At 46.4% G+C, this 17158-nt stretch carries 14 protein-coding genes; 6 read left to right on the forward strand and 8 right to left on the reverse strand.

Going from position 1 to position 17158, the window contains the following annotated elements; all coding sequences use genetic code 11:
- Positions 1-79: 79 nt before the first annotated feature.
- Positions 80-2002 carry an ATP-dependent DNA helicase gene (locus ACED36_RS09375; RefSeq protein WP_016961100.1) on the reverse strand — a complete coding sequence of 641 codons (1923 nt, stop codon included), beginning with the start codon at positions 2000-2002 and terminating at the stop codon, positions 80-82.
- Positions 2003-2211: 209 nt separating this feature from the next.
- Between ACED36_RS09375 and purU the strand changes: the two genes are divergently transcribed.
- Positions 2212-3048 carry a formyltetrahydrofolate deformylase gene (purU, locus tag ACED36_RS09380; RefSeq protein WP_016961099.1) on the forward strand — a complete coding sequence of 279 codons (837 nt, stop codon included), beginning with the start codon at positions 2212-2214 and terminating at the stop codon, positions 3046-3048.
- Between the two features lie 80 nt (positions 3049-3128).
- On the opposite strand, the gene ACED36_RS09385 is transcribed toward purU, so the two are convergent.
- Positions 3129-3731, reverse strand: a complete 603-nt coding sequence (locus tag ACED36_RS09385) for a VOC family protein (protein WP_016961098.1) — start codon at positions 3729-3731, stop codon at positions 3129-3131.
- Positions 3732-4088: 357 nt separating this feature from the next.
- Between ACED36_RS09385 and argS the strand changes: the two genes are divergently transcribed.
- Positions 4089-5819 (forward strand): arginine--tRNA ligase, encoded by a 1731-nt coding sequence (gene argS / locus ACED36_RS09390; protein WP_016961097.1) that lies wholly within the window; start codon positions 4089-4091, stop codon positions 5817-5819.
- Positions 5820-5953: 134 nt separating this feature from the next.
- Positions 5954-6976 carry a GGDEF domain-containing protein gene (locus ACED36_RS09395; protein ID WP_016961096.1) on the forward strand — a complete coding sequence of 341 codons (1023 nt, stop codon included), beginning with the start codon at positions 5954-5956 and terminating at the stop codon, positions 6974-6976.
- Between the two features lie 13 nt (positions 6977-6989).
- Here the strand turns inward: ACED36_RS09395 and ACED36_RS09400 are convergent, their stop codons facing one another.
- Entirely contained in the window at positions 6990-7589 is a 600-nt protein-coding gene (locus ACED36_RS09400; RefSeq protein ID WP_016961095.1) for a DUF924 family protein, read from the reverse strand.
- A 228-nt stretch (positions 7590-7817) separates the two neighbouring features.
- On the opposite strand from ACED36_RS09400, the gene ACED36_RS09405 reads away from it, so the two are divergent.
- Entirely contained in the window at positions 7818-8246 is a 429-nt protein-coding gene (locus tag ACED36_RS09405) for an HIT domain-containing protein (protein ID WP_016961094.1), read from the forward strand.
- Positions 8247-8405: 159 nt separating this feature from the next.
- Here the strand turns inward: ACED36_RS09405 and ACED36_RS09410 are convergent, their stop codons facing one another.
- From ACED36_RS09410 to znuA, 5 genes are all read right to left on the reverse strand, one after another.
- Positions 8406-8630, reverse strand: a complete 225-nt coding sequence (locus ACED36_RS09410) for a FeoC-like transcriptional regulator (RefSeq protein WP_016961093.1) — start codon at positions 8628-8630, stop codon at positions 8406-8408.
- A complete protein-coding gene (feoB, locus tag ACED36_RS09415; protein ID WP_371733151.1) occupies positions 8627-10909 on the reverse strand; it encodes a Fe(2+) transporter permease subunit FeoB in 2283 nt (760 codons plus the stop codon). Before feoB ends, ACED36_RS09410 begins: the two co-directional genes overlap by 4 nt.
- Entirely contained in the window at positions 10899-11132 is a 234-nt protein-coding gene (locus ACED36_RS09420; RefSeq protein ID WP_371733152.1) for a ferrous iron transport protein A, read from the reverse strand. The genes feoB and ACED36_RS09420 overlap by 11 nt, the downstream gene beginning before the upstream one ends.
- A gap of 508 nt (positions 11133-11640) precedes the next feature.
- The gene (locus tag ACED36_RS09425) at positions 11641-14430 is read right to left on the reverse strand and encodes a helix-turn-helix domain-containing protein (RefSeq protein WP_371733153.1); all 2790 of its coding nucleotides are present in this window, start codon (positions 14428-14430) and stop codon (positions 11641-11643) included.
- 166 nt (positions 14431-14596) lie between these two features.
- Entirely contained in the window at positions 14597-15517 is a 921-nt protein-coding gene (znuA, locus tag ACED36_RS09430; RefSeq protein WP_017005765.1) for a zinc ABC transporter substrate-binding protein ZnuA, read from the reverse strand.
- 59 nt (positions 15518-15576) lie between these two features.
- On the opposite strand from znuA, the gene znuC reads away from it, so the two are divergent.
- Both znuC and znuB read left to right on the forward strand, forming a co-directional pair.
- The gene (gene znuC, locus ACED36_RS09435) at positions 15577-16335 is read left to right on the forward strand and encodes a zinc ABC transporter ATP-binding protein ZnuC (RefSeq protein ID WP_026024165.1); all 759 of its coding nucleotides are present in this window, start codon (positions 15577-15579) and stop codon (positions 16333-16335) included.
- A 1-nt stretch (position 16336) separates the two neighbouring features.
- Entirely contained in the window at positions 16337-17122 is a 786-nt protein-coding gene (znuB, locus tag ACED36_RS09440) for a zinc ABC transporter permease subunit ZnuB (protein ID WP_016961087.1), read from the forward strand.
- The last annotated feature ends 36 nt before the right edge of the window (positions 17123-17158 follow it).

Raw genomic sequence — 17158 nt, forward strand, 5'->3', positions numbered from 1 at the left:
GCCTCGGGTGTTGCTGCAATACCAGCAACATCGTTGTTATTTGTCTGTTATTAGCAAGCACTGCTTTATAGCAGCGCCCTTATTCGTTCGATTCAATGGCCGCGAGAAACTCGCCGACTTTTGCCAGATCCCGCGTTCTCGGGATAGGCGGCAAACTGCGCAAAAACGTCTCGCCGTATTGCCTACTCACCAAGCGGTTATCACAAATAATCAGCGCGCCGTGATCGCTTCTGTCTCGGATAAGTCGCCCTACCCCTTGCTTTAGCGTGATCACCGCATCCGGTATCTGAACCTGGGAGAATGGATCCCCACCTTGCAGTCGACAGTCTTCAATTCGTGCTTTCAGCAGCGGGTCATCCGGCGCTGTAAAAGGCAATTTGTCAATAATAACACAGCTCAGTGCCTGCCCTCTAACGTCAATACCTTCCCAGAATGCGCCTGTTGCGACCAAGAGCGCATTGCCCATTTCCAAGAATTCGGCCAATAACTTTTGCTTCGACGTTTCACCTTGCACCAGCACAGGTAAAGAGAGTTGTTCGCGAAAACGCTCTGACAAATCTCGTACCATTTGGTGAGAGGTACACAAGAAAAAGCAGCGCCCTTCATTCTGTTCAATCAAGGGGAGGAGCATTTCCACCAGCTTATCCGCCAAACCATAGCTATTGGGTTCAGGCAAGAAACGCGGGACACATAAAATGGCCTGCGTTTCATAGTCAAATGGACTCGGCAGCGTAAACTGCTCGGTGGGCTCAATGCCAAGGCGATGACTGAAGTGGCTAAAATCGTCATTCACTGCCAGCGTGGCGGATGTGAATATCCACGCACCTTGCTGTTGTTGTATTTGTTCGCGAAATTTTTCCGCCACGGATAACGGCGTGATATTTAAGCTGAAGTGATTGCGGCTGCACTCATACCAATAGGAATAGCCCGGAATGGTGGTGTCGCTTAATCGTTCAAGTCTGGATTTTAGCATCGTTGTGCGCTCAAACGCGGCATCGAGCAATTGGCTGCGACCTAAGGACAATTTAATCACGTCATAGGCGAGAGTCAGTGCATCGGCTAATCTCACTAACTCACGTGCCACCGCAGGTGAAGCGCTTATCTCGCGCCAGTTTCCACGAAAGCCTGGCTCGCCCAGCACAATACGAAGATCTGAGCCTGCATGAGACAACCTGTCCGCCACTTTATCTAACTGTTTGGTATCACGAAGTTCGGTGCGATAGGCAATATGAATGTCTTTTGCTAGCTCTTGGATTTGTCGGCTCGACAAACTTTGCCCAAAGTACTGACTGGCTATGTCGGGGATTTGGTGGGCTTCATCGAAGATGAACACTTCGGCTTCAGGAATTAACTCACCAAAGCCTGTTTCTTTAATGGCTAAATCCGCAAGAAAAAGATGGTGGTTTACCACCACCAAATCTGCATCCAAAGCCCGCTTACGCGCCTTGACCACAAAGCAATCTTGGTAGCTTGGGCATTCTTTCCCCAAGCAATTGTCGTTCGTTGACGTGATGGTAGGAATAATCGGGCTGTCTTCAGCAAGATCATCACATTCACCCAAATCACCGGTTTTAGTTTCCGATGACCAACCCCGTACTTTGACCAACTGGGTGAGCAATTTAGGATCTGACTGTCCATCGTGACTTTCAATCATTTGACGACTGAGTCTTTCAGGGCACAGGTAATTCGCCCGCCCTTTCAGTAGCGCGACACGACCCGTAAAGCCGAGCGTATCCACCATTAATGGCAAGTCACGGTGAAACAATTGCTCTTGAAGGTTTTTGGAACCCGTGCTGACGATGGTTTTCTTGCCGCTTAATAAGGCTGGCACCAAATACGCATAGGTTTTACCCGTACCTGTTCCCGCCTCGACGACCAATTGCGTGCCGTCTTTAATGGCGCGTTCGACCGACAGCGCCATGTCTGTCTGGGGCTGGCGCGGTTGAAAACCCTTTATCGCGCGAGCAAGGGCGCCGTCTGTGGAGAAAACCTTCGAAATCATTGGTCATTTATACAGTGGTTGAAAGCATCGCATTATGCCAACAATCGCTCGCGTCTGCTACGGGTGAAAACGCAAAGCGAGTGTTCAACCTTTATCCGCCAAATTGCGATACATCAAAAGAGCGTCACGTGAGGTTTTGACCTTGAAACAAAATCAGCGTAAAACGTGATGAATAGCAAAAATCACTATTTCGCGAGATCCACACTTCTATGGAAAGAAAAACTCTGCTGACGGATTGTCCCGACGCACAAGGCCTTATCGCCAAAATCACCAACATCTGTTACAAACATCAGCTCAATATTATTCATAATAATGAGTATGTTGACCACAGCACGGGGCAGTTCTTTATGCGCACCGAGCTAGAGGGCATCTTTAATGATGAAACCTTCTTGATGGATATTGATCAAGCACTACCAGCAGGTAGCCATCGCAGTTTGGTTGATAGCAAACGTCGCAAACGCATCGTTATTCTGGTCACCAAAGAATCCCATTGTCTGGGTGATATTCTAATGAAAGCCTATGACGGCTCGTTAGATGTTGAAATTTCAGCAGTCGTGGGCAATCACGAGACGCTTGCAGCACTGACAACGAAATTCGATATTCCGTTCCATTTCGTCAGCCACGAAGGCATGGAACGTGAAGAACATGAAAATAAAGTGATTGAGATCGTCGACGCCTACACACCCGATTACGTCGTTTTGGCGAAATTCATGCGCGTACTCACGCCAAGTTTTGTTGCGCACTATCATCGTCAAATCATCAATATCCACCACAGCTTCTTACCCGCATTCATTGGTGCTCGCCCTTATCATCAGGCTTACCACCGTGGTGTAAAGATCATCGGCGCAACCGCGCATTTCGTCACGAACGATCTTGATGAAGGGCCAATCATTGAGCAGAACATCAGGCATGTTGACCACACTTTCAGCGCTGAAGACATGGTGAAAGCAGGACGTGATGTGGAAAAGACGGTACTCAGTACCGCACTGAGTCAAGTGCTAGAAGACAAAGTCTTTGTCTACGGTAATAAGACTGTGATTCTGTAGTTTCAAGAAACACCCATATATAACAATTAAGGGGCATGATATGCCCCTTTTTTTACATCTGTTTCAGTAGATTCTCAATGCTACTTTTCGCTTTCAATCACTTGCTCAAGCGAAACAGGATGTAACTTCACACAAACGCCATTGGCTTTAAATGCAACGGTCGGATTAGCAAGGCGTTCACCCTCCCCTGATGGTGAACTGAGCTTCACCTTTACGCCCATCTCGCTCAGTGTTTCCCAACGTGCTTTCAATTCAGGAAACAGACAAAATACGTCATCCAATAGCGCTTCTGGGGTGACTGCATCGGAAGGTATCACCCATTCTGCATGCTCCCATCCTTCTTCTGGATAGGTTTTTTCACTCGGATACGGAAGCTCCACACAATGCGTTTTCCACTGCCCGAAAGACACACTGTCATGCACCTTGATTACCACAATAGGGCGACCATTAATGGTGTTCACAGAGATTTCATCGCCATATGCCAACCACGCTTGGTGCAGTTGCAGGGCAAGATCAACCTCATTGACACGAAGTGCAATATGGTCAGCTTCATAAGAAGCGAGATCGATACCCAGCATTTCCAATAATACGTCTATACGAAGGCTAAAAGAGTCAAGTGAGGAGAAAAGCTGATCAACGGTAAGTGCCGACATGGAAATCTCTGTGTTAGTCGTGGAAATCATGCAAAGTATCCCATCCCCACAAAACGATTACCAACACGTTATTGAATGAGTGAAATTTCTCCAGAAATACGCTGCAAGGAAATGAACACAACCCAGCGACAATGAATTGAAGGCATTTAACGGGATTTTGGTTTCAAACCACGCCTATTTGTGGGTATTATTACGCCTATCAATCTGCACTCGTTTTTGGTGTCGAAAGCGCGGTATTAAAGGCGTCAACCATGCCCCGCAATGAGCATTTATCATTGGGTATCGTTGACGGATTTTTGCTTTAGTACCAAAGCAAGTAAGCCCATCGTCGTGATCGTGGTCAACTATCACGCACTGTTAATCGGGTATCAAAATTAAGGTAAGCACGTGAATATTCAAGCCCTTCTCAATGAAAAAGTATCGGCTGCTATGGTCGCAGCAGGTGCACCAGAAGGCAGCCCAGCTGCAGTTCGCCAGTCGGCGAAGCCACAATTTGGTGACTATCAAGCAAACGGCATCATGGGCGTTGCTAAAAAGCTGGGTGGAAACCCACGTGATTTCGCACAGAAAGTGTTAGATGTTTTAGACCTTGACGGCATTGCATCAAAAACCGAAATCGCAGGCCCAGGCTTTATCAATATCTTCCTTAGTCCAGAGTGGCTCGGTGAACAAGCAGGCCTCGCGCTGGCAGATAGCCGCCTTGGTGTGGCTGAAGATAACAAACAGAACATCGTTGTAGATTACTCAGCGCCTAACGTCGCAAAAGAAATGCACGTTGGTCACCTTCGTTCAACCATTATCGGTGATGCGGTTGTTCGTACGCTTGAATTTTTGGGTCACAACGTCATTCGTGCCAACCACCTGGGTGACTGGGGTACGCAGTTCGGCATGTTGATCGCAAACCTTGAACGCCATGAAGCACAAGGTGGCGACATCTCAATGGATTTGAGCGACATCGAAAGCTTCTACCGTGAATCAAAGACGCTTTACGACGAAGACGAAGAATTTGCAAAAACCGCACGTAACTACGTAGTTCGCCTTCAAAGCGGTGACGAATACTGCAAAGAAAAATGGCAGACTCTGGTCAAAATCACCCTTGAACAAAACCAGCGTAACTACGATCGCCTGAACGTATCTTTGACTAACAAAGACGTAATGGGTGAAAGCATGTACAACAGCATGTTGGCAGGTATCGTGGCGGATCTTAAAGAGAAAGGTCTGGCGGTAGAAAGCGATGGCGCAATGGTTGTGTTCTTGAATGAGTACAAGAACAAAGACGGCGAACCTATGGGTGTGATCATCCAAAAGCGTGACGGCGGTTTCTTGTACACCACAACCGATATTGCCTGTGCCAAATACCGTTACGAAACCTTTAATGCCGATCGTGTTCTGTATTTCATCGATTCTCGCCAACACCAGCACTTGATGCAAGCATGGGCGATTGTGCGTAAAGCGGGCTATATCCCTGAGTCAATGAGCCTAGAGCACCACGCATTTGGCATGATGCTAGGGAAAGATGGTCGTCCGTTTAAGACCCGTGCTGGTGGCACCGTTCGTCTAGCGGATCTACTTGACGAAGCAGAAGTGCGTGCAGCCAAACTGATTGAAGAAAAAAATCCTGAAATGCCAGCAGACGAAAAAGCGAACATCGCCAACACCGTTGCCATGGCTGCCGTGAAGTATTCAGAGCTGTCTAAGCACCGCACCACTGACTACATCTTCGATTGGGACAACATGCTTGCATTTGAGGGCAATACTGCACCTTATATGCAGTATGCCTACACACGCGTTGCTTCTATCTTTAACAAAGCAGGCATCGAAGCTGACTCAGTACAAGGCGATATCATCATTGCTGACGACAAAGAGAAAGCACTCGTGTCTAAGTTGCTGCAATTTGAAGAAGCTGTTCAATCTGTCGCGCGTGAAGGTCAGCCTCATATCATGTGTGGCTATCTGTTTGAGCTGGCCGGGACATTCTCTAGCTTCTATGAAGCCTGCCCTATCCTCAATGCCGAGGGTGACACAAAACAAAGCCGCTTGAAACTTGCAGCACTGACTGCAAGAACCATCAAACAAGGTCTTGATCTTCTTGGTATTAACACGCTAGAACGCATGTAATCATTACCAACTAATTACGTGTGAAAAGTTTGAGCCTCATTCATAAATGAATGGGGCTTTTTTTTGCGTGAATGCATCAAACTCACTGTGTTTCTTGTATCATAAGTGACACAGGTTGTACTAAGGGATGGTGCATGAGCGATTACGTTTTTTTCGAAGCAACAAAGATTTTCAAGCGTGCCGTGCCATTGATGGTGAAGTACAAAGTACCTACTACCCCCCACTATTTTTCGCTTTGGTATACCTATTGTGCTGGAACTCATCCACAACTTAACCGAGCGGTTGATGAGACGGTCGAACGCTTTGGTCAATGCTCCAAAGGGCACTGCGATACCCTGATCGAATCCTACCTGCTTGATGATGCAAAACGAGAAGTCGACAGCTTTCGGAAGAAGTTGGAAAGCCTTGCCGCTGACTTAGGCCATTCTATTGACGATACGGTGCAAGACACTCAAGCGTTCCAGAACATTCTTAACTCTTCGGTTAGCCGGCTTGAAGATGTGAAAAGTCAATCCGACATCAGCGGTGAAAGCCAAGTTGTGCTTCAAGATGTGCTCAAAGGATCACAGCATTTACTGCAAGCAACCTCTCAATACCAATTGCAGGTATCATCGCAAAAATCAGAAATCGACTCACTCAAACTGCAGCTCAAAGAATATCAAAAGCAAGCCACTCATGATGCTCTAACGGGCGCATTCAACCGACGTGCCTTTGAACAAGAACTTGATGAGCACCTTAAGCAAAAATGCGAAATGTGCTTAGTGATGGTCGATATCGACCACTTTAAGTCGTTTAACGATGAATTTGGTCATCAAATGGGCGACAAAGTCCTTAAGATAGTGGCTCAGAGGCTTGAGCAAAGCGTCGAAACCAACGGAATGATTTTTCGTTATGGTGGTGAGGAATTTTCAATACTACTCCCCAAAATGTCTCTACGGGGTGCCTATCAAATTGCGGAGAAAACGCGAAAATCACTAGAGCGACTTTCTGTTACCGACAAACGTTCGGGGCAGAAAATAAACTCGATCACCGCCTCTTTCGGTATCGCCGAATTTGCTATTGGTGAGCAAGGTGCGCAGTTTGTCTCTCGCGCTGACGAAGCACTTTACGATGCAAAAAATCGCGGTAGAAATAGAGTGATGCCTTTGGTGCGATAACGCAGGTCAGAGGCTATTGATTCAACTTCGCCCCTCCTTCAACCAACCACAACATCTCATTTTCAGTCGATAGCCGACCTAAAGAGGCATTGCGTTGAGGGAAACGTCCAAAGCGCTGAATAATGTCAAAATGATTCCGCGCTTGTCGATAAAAGTTCTCAAACATGCCCGCCTCTGATTGGTCTGCTGATTCACATAGCTGACTAAATCTAAACAGCGCCTCTTCTTGATCTTCTGCGTGCTCGGAGTGCTGAAGTGGCGTATAGAAAAACGCGCGCTGGATCGGCAACAATTGTTGGTCCTGACCAATCGCCAACCCACGCTTGCAAAGTGCTAACGCAAACTCATCATAGCGAAACGCAGCACTTAAGCCTCGATAGATACGGCGACTGAATTGATCGAGCAAAATAATCTGCGCTAATGCGCCAAAAGGCGTTTCTAGCCACTGTGACAATTTACCCTCCCCTGCCATGCTAACGTAAGGCAAAAAACGTTCACGAATAACACGGTCGGAACACTCGTCACCATGAAACCACATCGCTTTTATCAAATCATGCGTTTGTGGTGCCTCGGCATCCTCAAACCAAAAGTCCAGCACTTCTATATAGTCCATGCTCGCTCCCACGATGTTGGCTCTGATTGTGACTCTCTCTTTAGCCTAAACCCTTATCAGAAAAAGGGCGCGCTATTGGTCAAGTTGTAGTGGGTTTTGTGATTTTTCCATGACAATTAGGCAAACCCATTTCATCTAATCATCACAGAGTTTAATCTCTGTCATTGGTTTACATTTTTCAAAATTGCCAGTAGCTTTGAATGAGTTTTTGAAAAAAGAGAAAATAAAATGGCGTTTGAGTTACATCCGCGTTTGGAAGCAGATACCACATGGCTGGGGGATTTTTTGCTGTGTCGTGTTTTATTGAGTAAAGAAGATATTGGGCCTTGGTTTATTTTGGTACCCAAAGTGGTAGGCGTTACCGAACTGCATCACCTGAGTGAAGCTGATCAGCAACAGTTTATGCGTGAATCATCCTTGCTTGCTGCAAAGCTGGAATTTCTTACCCGCCCAGACAAGCTGAATATGGGCGCACTCGGAAATATGGTGCCACAACTTCATATTCACCATATCGCCCGCTTTCAATCTGACATTGCTTGGCCTGGTCCTATATGGGGAAATACACCCGGTATCGCTCGAAACAAAGAAGATCAAGATGCTATGGCATTTCAATGGCGACAACACTTAAGTGAAATCAGCGATTTCATCGCAGCGTAACCGTCTGTATCGAAACCAGCATCTGCCCAATATCTATCTTGATAGATAACGCGAAATAGCCAATCAAAATATACAAAAAGCGCGGTGTGAATATCACCGCGCTTTTTTAGTATCTACGTGTATCTGATAAGCGGATTACCCGCTCTAGCTGATAGCCACTTACTGTATGACAGTAATGCCTAGCTCTTTATCCGACACCCACTGATACCGGCGAACAACGCCATTTCGTGAATCGGAAACCGTGGTTTTGAGCTGGCCTTTTTTGACCCACACACTCAACATTGCGTCGATACCATCTTCCGACAACCCAAAGTGTACCGCCATTTCCGTCAAACTGCATTGGGGGTTAGCAATCACGTAGTCACGCAATTCAGTCAGTATCACAAGGCCACCGCATTCATTGCCGCATTACGTTTTGCATGGCGATGAAGTAAATGAATTACGACTGCCATCACGGTCACACTGCCAAGAATGGAAATACCACTTTTGACAGGTGTTTCCGTTAACATCGCGGCTTGATAAACGATAGTTGCACACACCACAGCAAGTAGCATGGTCCAACTGGCAATAAACACCGCAAACGGACGACCAAATTCACGGACATAAGCGCCCATCGCTGCCACACAAGGTGTATAGAGCAAGATAAACACCAAATAGGCAAATGCGCTGGCAGCTGTAAAGTGAACACTCAAGTTAGCAAAGATACTCAAATCGACTTCTTGTTCTTCGGCAACCGCGTGCTGATCGGGCAAATCACCAACGTCTATTCCGAGCGGATCAGCAAAGTTTAACCCCAGTAAATTCTCTGGAATGGTTTCCAACGCTTCTTGCAAACTCGCTAGCAAATCATAGTCTGACGTATCCGCTTCGCTTGGTGTCGAATAAAGATTATTGAGCGTACCGACAACCGCTTCTTTTGCAAAGATCCCAGTGATAATCCCAACCGTCGCCGGCCAATTATCTTCTTGAATACCAATAGGCGCAAAGACAGGTGTGATGACTTGTGCAACTTTTGATAAAACAGAATGTTCAGAATCTTGATGACCAAATGAGCCGTCTGTCCCCACCGAGTTCAAAAAGCTCAACACCGTCACAACGACGACAATGGTTTTACCCGCGCCCAACACAAAACGTTTGAGTTTGTGCCATGTTTTCAACACCACGTCTTTGATACGAGGCCATTCGTAGCGCGGCATTTCCATCATGAAGGAATCACTGTCCCCGGGATATAGCGTATTTCTCAGTACAACGCCCGTAAATACGGCGATAGCAATGCCTAGCAGATACAACAAGAACACCACGTTTTGTCCGTTTTCTGGGAAAAAGGCGGCGGCAAACAGCGCATAAACAGGTAGACGTGCGCCACATGACATAAATGGCGCCATTGCTGCTGCTAATCGGCGTTCTCGTTCTTGATCAAGAGTACGGGTCGCCATGATCGCAGGCACATTACAGCCAAATCCTAAGACCAACGGTACAAATGCTTTACCCGGCAAGCCAATTTTCTGCATCGCTTTATCTAGCACAAACGCGGCACGAGCCATATAGCCAGAGCTTTCAAGCAAAGACATAAACAGATAGAGACAGGCAATGACGGGGATAAAGGTGGCCACAGTTTGAATGCCCCCGCCAACCCCATCAGTAAGAATTGTCACAAGCCAAACAGGAAGGTGCTCGTCAAGCAAGTAGCGCCCGCCGTCGACCAGTATCGCGCCGGTACTGATGTCAAAGAAATCGATAAATGCACTACCGATGTTTATCGAAAACATAAACATCAGATACATGATGAGAAAAAAGATGGGTAAACCAAAGTAGCGGCTCAACACCACATTATCGATAGCATCGGTAATTCGAGCTTTAAGTGGAACGACCTGCTTTTTACACAGACGACAAATGTGCGCCACGCGCGAGTAACGCACATTGGCAATAACGAGATCAACATCAGTCTGATCTAGTTGTTGATGAGAAACCTCATCAAGCAATATCTTGGTCTCGGCAGAGAGTTGACTCAGCAAGACGCGATCACCTGCCAGCAGACGAATAGACTTTGCGCGCTCGTAGTTTGCGGCTTTTTGCTTTAATCCTCCAGACAGCTTAGCGATTGCAGATTCAACGTCATTGCCGTAATCCAGAGTCAGTGCTGAGCTATCGTATGGCGTTCGAATGCTTTCAGCCAGAGAGCACTTTAATGCGTCGACTGATGACGGATTCGTAGCGGTAACCGTGAAGACCTGACAGCCAAGCAGTCTAGCAAGCTCGTCGGTATCAAGACGAAAACCATGCTGCTCCACCACATCCATTTTATTCAAAACGACAACCATCGGTCGCCCTAGCTCACGCAGCTGAAGCGTGAGGTAAAGGCTTCGCTCTAAACAACTGGCGTCCAGTACATTGACAATCAAATCGCTTGGAAGAGAGAAAAGTGCCGTGATGGCAATCGACTCATCAAGGCTGTTTTCACCGTCGGCATTATCTAGGGTATAGATACCCGGAAGATCGGTGAGTACGCAGCTTTCATCACCAAGCAATGCAGCGCCGGTTTTTTTGTCCACGGTGACACCCGCCCAGTTACCGATCTCCTGTCGACCACCGGTTAATCGATTAAAAAGCGTCGTTTTTCCGGAATTCGGGTTACCGACAGTAAGTAACTGCTTACTTGTCATGACTTATTACCTCAATCTGGCTGGCTAAACTCTTTCGAAGCGCAATATCACATCCACGGACGCGGACTTGAATAGGGTCACCCATCGGCGCTAGGCGGATAATGCGTACCTCTGTGTCTGGTAGCAATCCCATCGCCATCAATTTCTTTCGGGGGATAGAAGGTACGTTTGATAACGACAGCACCTGCCCCGTTAAACCCGGCTTTAGCTCCGACAGCTTCATAATCACAACCTAAATGAGAATCATAAACGTTTGCGGTAAAGTATTGCAAAATGTTGCAGAAATAAAGTTGTTTTTGATCAACAAAATTGGCGCTTTTCTCGCTAAGAGACGCAACGCACTTTCTCGAACTCGTTAATTCCGTCAAAAATAACGTCAACTACGTGAAATTCCATCCCGTTTCATGCGTCCATTCCCGACTAATCAAACAAAATTCGTTTTAGCCACGTTGGCAGAATATTGTTAATTTCGTCAAAAATTCACCAAATGGCTTTTTTAGCCCTTTGAAATCTTCGACTCAGTGCAAAAAAAACATGGCTTTTTAATCGGAATGAAATAATGGCGGGAAATTACTATGTGTGAGGGAGGGAGAACCGTTTAAATGAACTCAAGTTAATTCCAGATGGTGTGAGGGACTCCCACACACCTCCGGCAGCAAGCGAAGGTGTCTTTGACGCCCGTGGTATAGTCAGTCGGCTATACCACGCTCTTTTTTTTCCACCTTGTTTACCTACCCCTCCTCACTTTCACATAATTCCCGAAACTGCGATGGCGTACATCCGTACTTTGCTTTGAAAGATTTGGTAAAGTAAGACGGTTCGTTAAACCCACATGCTACTGCTACATTTGTGATCTTATCGCCTTGAGACAACATGCGCTTAGCATTGGCTAGTCTTGCACTGATTAATGCTTCTTTAAAGGTATAACCTAACTCTGTCTTAAACCGTCGTTGCAAGCTTCGCTCTGAGATAAAGAGCGCTTTAGCCAATACGGTAGGCGAGTAATCAGGGTTATGGAAATGTATAGCAATTTCACTTAACGCCCTTTCTTTCCATTGCTTCGACTCTTCCGCCGTCTGTCTTGCTTCTTCAGAGAATATCTCCCCGGTCAGAGATGTGTCCAAAGTGACGTCATTAGAGGGCATATATGGGGCTTTAACAATATCACCCGCTGTGTCATCACCTTGACCATCAGAACCTTTAGCGAGCATTTGACGCCTATCTATCTCTATCACTTTTTGGTGAACAGTGTGGCGAAGCTGAACATTGTGGGCTTTGACAATGGCGGTTTTTCTTCGGAAATACCAAATAGCAAGCATTCCCATACCCATTATTAAGATCAATACATACCCAAGTCTTTCATACCAAGGGGCAGCCACGTTTAACGTAATCAACGTTCGTTCAGAAGACTGACCCCCTTGGATGGGCTCTTTAATCATCAGTGTATAGCGGCCCGACTCAAGCGCACTAAAGAGAAGTTGCTGGTCTTTGGTCGTGTGCCAATTATCATCGCTAACGCCATCGAGCCGATACTCAATGCTTTCGTGCTTGCCGAACGGCATCTTGCCAATGTCTATCATCAGCGAAGCTTTGCTTGGCAAAGAGATATTGTCCAGATTCGTGCCACCAAGCCTCCATGGTCTGCCATTCACCGATATCGAACCAATAGTCGAAGTCCGAAGTGGCGCTTCAAATAGAGCTTCTAACATCTCAAAGGAAAGTGAAAACACGCCATAGTCTCCTGCGATTAACATCGCTTTATTCTCGATCTGACACAGATGGCGCAGCGAAGCCGCTGAAGTGGTCTGGTTGCCTCCCTGGATGTAGTGCTGTTGATACGATGCTAAATCAATGCGGTTAATGCCTTTTGTGGTCACAATAAAGGCGGCATGCTCAGACAATACAAAACATTTAGCCCTTGCCTCAATATCACTGTTGAATATGAGCTGTGGTGCAACTGTGCCATCCATCCTGTATCTAAATACGCCGCGCTCCGTCAGCATCCAAAGGTTATCACTGCCATCAATACTGATAGACTTTATGATACCGATTTTTTCTCGCGTTAATTTGGTTTGAAACTGACCATCGAAATAGAAAAGTAAACCTTCACTGGTTCCCAACCATGTCCCCTGTTTATCGAGGTCTAGTACGGCATTCAGTTGAGTGTTAGGCGTATCCGACCAATCGGAGCCAAAATCGATGAGCGTTTTACTTTCTGGCCAATAGCGAAAAACCTGCTTGCCAGAAACAAGCCATAACGAGTGAGTGTCTGCAATCACATGGTCAATCGATACGTTATCTAATCGTGGAGGAGACATGCTTTCTAGAGGTTGCAAGGTGTCAGGATCCAACGCACTTAACCCAGAGGCAGAAGCTATCCATAGGCGGTCATCTAAAGCACTCATGCTTTCAATCACAAGGTTGATTTTGGTGGACTTAGTGGGTTTGAGATCTTTATCTAGCGCAACAAGTTTGTTTCTGGCACTTAAATAGTATTTATCACCTAAGGTCACCATTGACGAAATGCTTGCATCTCCCCAGTCCGGCATCATTACGTGTAACGGGAAACGATGAACGCTTTGTGCCGCTGGCGAACGATAATTAAGCGCATTTTCTGTCGATAACCAAATGTCTCCTGATCGGCCAGTCTCAATATCAAAGATCTGTTCGCCCGATAAGCTGTATTCATCATCAATCTCCCCATCAATGTGCTCAAACTGGATGGCGTTATTGCTTCTCGATGTACCTAAATAAAGACCGCTATCTGTCCCGACCCACAGACCTTCGCTGGTTTCCTCTACCACATTCACTGAGATATCTTTCAAAAAGTGAGACGATATTGTCCCATCGACAACGTGAAAAAGGCCTTGTTGAGAACCCAGCCACAGTGCACCCTCACTTTCATAGGCGGATTTCACCGAAACATTATCAGCTAACGCAAACACCTTTTTGCCGGTATGAACATCGATTAATGCTGATTCACTCAGACCAATCACCTTGTTTTGGCTCTCAAATAACCTCGCCAAAGGCATGTGTCCTAGATTTTCTGCTGAAGATGTCGCGACAGGAATTCGAAACAAGTTTGATGAGGTAGAAACCCACAAATAGCGTGGGTCTGACGCGATATCTGTGACTGACTCAGACTCCCCTAAGGGGATTATCTCTAACGCATTCGATTCAATGTCATAGCGAAACAAAGCGCTATTGGCGATAAACCAAAGCGAGTCATCAAACGCCGAAATACGCGAGATGGGATAAGACGGAAGCGGTAAAAACTGAGAAAGAGAATGGTAGTGAACACCATCATAGAAACTGACATTTCCATGGCTATCAAGCAACCATACTCCGTAATTAGGCGTGTACTCCACATCAACCACATTGTTAGATTGCGCCGTGCCAGTTAAAGGAAAAGCATAAAAAATGGCCGAAGCCGACACATGAATTGGGGTCGTCGCGAATATCACCAACACAATGAAGGTAATAAGTGGTTTGGCTAGAAAGCCTTGATACTGTGAGAACATCGTTTACTTTGCGTTATTTTGATGTCGCCACATCTTGTCAGCTTTTAATGACATTTAAGTTGATCGAGAACATCAATGCGATGCATATCACGCACTTAGAAAGAGTCTTATCTCGTATCAAAACTCTCAATAGCGCAAATTTATATGCTGCTTTACTTCAGTTTTCTTACTGAGAAAAGCAGTCAGCATAGCTGTTACCTAAGGCGTTCAGAAAATCAACATAGTGGTTGTCAGCGAGCGACATGTCTTGCGCCATCGGGTCAAGCAACACCACTTTTGCTTGTGTTCCTTTCACCACACTCTTCACCAAGCCCGGATTAAACTGGGGTTCTGAAAACACACACTGTGCTTGATCTTCCATCAATGCACTTCGAATGGAAACCAAGGTTCGTGCACCCGGTTTTCTATCCGGGTTAATGGTCAGGTGCCCAGTAGGTTTAAGCCCAAACGCACTTTCAAAGTACCCATAAGCATCGTGAAACAAGAAATAGCCTTTGGAAGAACTTGCATCAAGACTTTTCGCAATGCTCGTTTGCGCCTGAGTCACTTCCGCTAAGAATTTATCGTAGTTTGCCTGATAGTCCGCCGCATGGGCGGGGTCTCGTTGTGAAAGCGCGTTTTTAATTGCTTTCGCAATCACTTTGCTTTGGTCTGGACCAAGCCAAATATGTCCATCTATCCCGTCATGACGATGCCCGTGATCATCATGCTTCTCATGGCTGTCTTCCCCATAATGGCGAACAGGCATACCTTCGTAAGTGGTTAACCTGAGTGTATTGGGCTGACCACTCAATACTTTTTCTAAAAATAGCTCTACCTCGGGACCTACCCAAACCACAAGATCAGCGCTGCGAAGTTTTCTAATATCAGATGGTTTCAATGCATAGTCATGCGGTGAAGCATTGTCCGGTAAGAGGACATCAACCGTTGCTAGATCGCCTGCAATATCATGAGCAATCAAACCGAGAGGCTTAATCGTCGTCACGATAGAAGGCTGTGATGCATATGCTGACATTGAAATGATGAGAAATAACATCGTCAGAATTTGGAAGCAACGGGTGATTATCATGAGTTTTGGGGCCAACATTTTAATACGATAGGAAATGTTATATTATAACATTTCAATTTAAACATCATGTCCAATTTATGTCCGCATCCTTGGTTACGCTAAATAACGTTTCGGTCATCTTTGATGGTAGGAGCGTGCTAGATCGCATTTCGCTCTCTCTTTACCGCGATAAGATCACTACCCTAATTGGCCCAAATGGGGCAGGCAAGTCTACGCTGGTCAAAACCGTGATTGGACTCAATGCGCCAACGGAAGGAACGATTGAGCGTCTGCCTCAACTAAAAATCGGATATGTTCCGCAAAAGCTTCGGCTAAACGAAAGTTTGCCTTTGCGTGTTGATCGCTTCCTCAAGCTTTGTCCTAAAGCAACCAGTGCATCGATTCAAGATGCACTTAGCCTAGTCGGTGCTATGAAGTTACTGCACGCCAATATGCATACCCTTTCAGGAGGGGAAATGCAGCGTGTTCTTTTGGCAAGCGCTGTGTTGAAAAAGCCGGACCTACTAGTGCTTGATGAACCTGTCCAAGGTGTTGACGTGGCGGGACAACTCGAGCTGTATAGCCTAATTGCCAAATTAAAAGAAACCCTTCACTGCGGTATTTTAATGGTCTCTCATGATTTGCATTTGGTGATGGCAAAAACAGATGAAGTCATCTGCCTTCAACACCACATATGTTGCTCAGGTGAGCCTGATGCCATTTCAACTCACCCTGAATACGTGGCGCTTTTTGGTCGACAAGAGAGTGAACAGCTGGCGCTCTATCATCACCATCACAACCACGACCACGACCTATCTGGCAACCCTGTCGGACCTTGCAAGCACGGAGACCATTAAGATGTTGGAATTTCTTGCCATCCCTCTGTTGGCGGGCATGTGTATTGCAGCGGCAGTTGGGCCTTTGGGCTCATTTGTTGTTTGGCGAAAGATGGCCTATTTCGGCGATACCTTGGCTCACGCCTCTTTGTTTGGCCTTGCCTTAGGTTTTATGCTGCAAGTGAGCCTAAATCTCGCCTTAATAGCAAGTTGCTTAACCATTGCTATCCTGTTGGTGGCATTGCAAAGAAAAAGCAGTGTATCTACGGATACCCTGCTTGGCATCATTGCGCATACTTCTTTGTCGTTGGGCTTAGTCTCAATCAGTTTTGTCGACGACTTGCGGGTTGATTTAATGTCATACCTATTCGGCGATCTGCTTTCTGTCACCTATGCCGATCTCGGGCTTATCGCAGGTGGCTGTACCCTTGTTTCTATCGCACTATATTCGCTTTGGCGTCCATTGCTGGCCATTACCGTAGATGAAGACATGGCGCGCGTCGATGGCTACAACGTTGATCGCCTAAAACTGATTTTGATGTTAATGGTAGGTCTGGTTATCGCTATTGCGATGAAGTTTGTTGGTGCGCTGATTATTACATCGTTGATGATTATTCCTGCCGCGACAGCAAGACGATTCGCCGTTAGCCCTGAACAAATGGCATTTCTGGCAAGCCTAATCGGGGTCATTGCAGTGATGGGTGGTATTGCCCTTTCATGGTTTCAAGACACACCAGCAGGCCCCTCTGTCGTGGTTGTTGCGGGCCTATTGTTTTTTATCAGCCAGTTCCGCAAACAAGCAGAATAGCGCCAAACCATTCCCCCGACTGATTCTATGCAGACG

Origin of the sequence: Enterovibrio sp. FF113 (assembly GCF_041439165.1) — a bacterium.
GTDB classification, from domain to species: Bacteria; Pseudomonadota; Gammaproteobacteria; order Enterobacterales; family Vibrionaceae; genus Enterovibrio; species Enterovibrio norvegicus_A.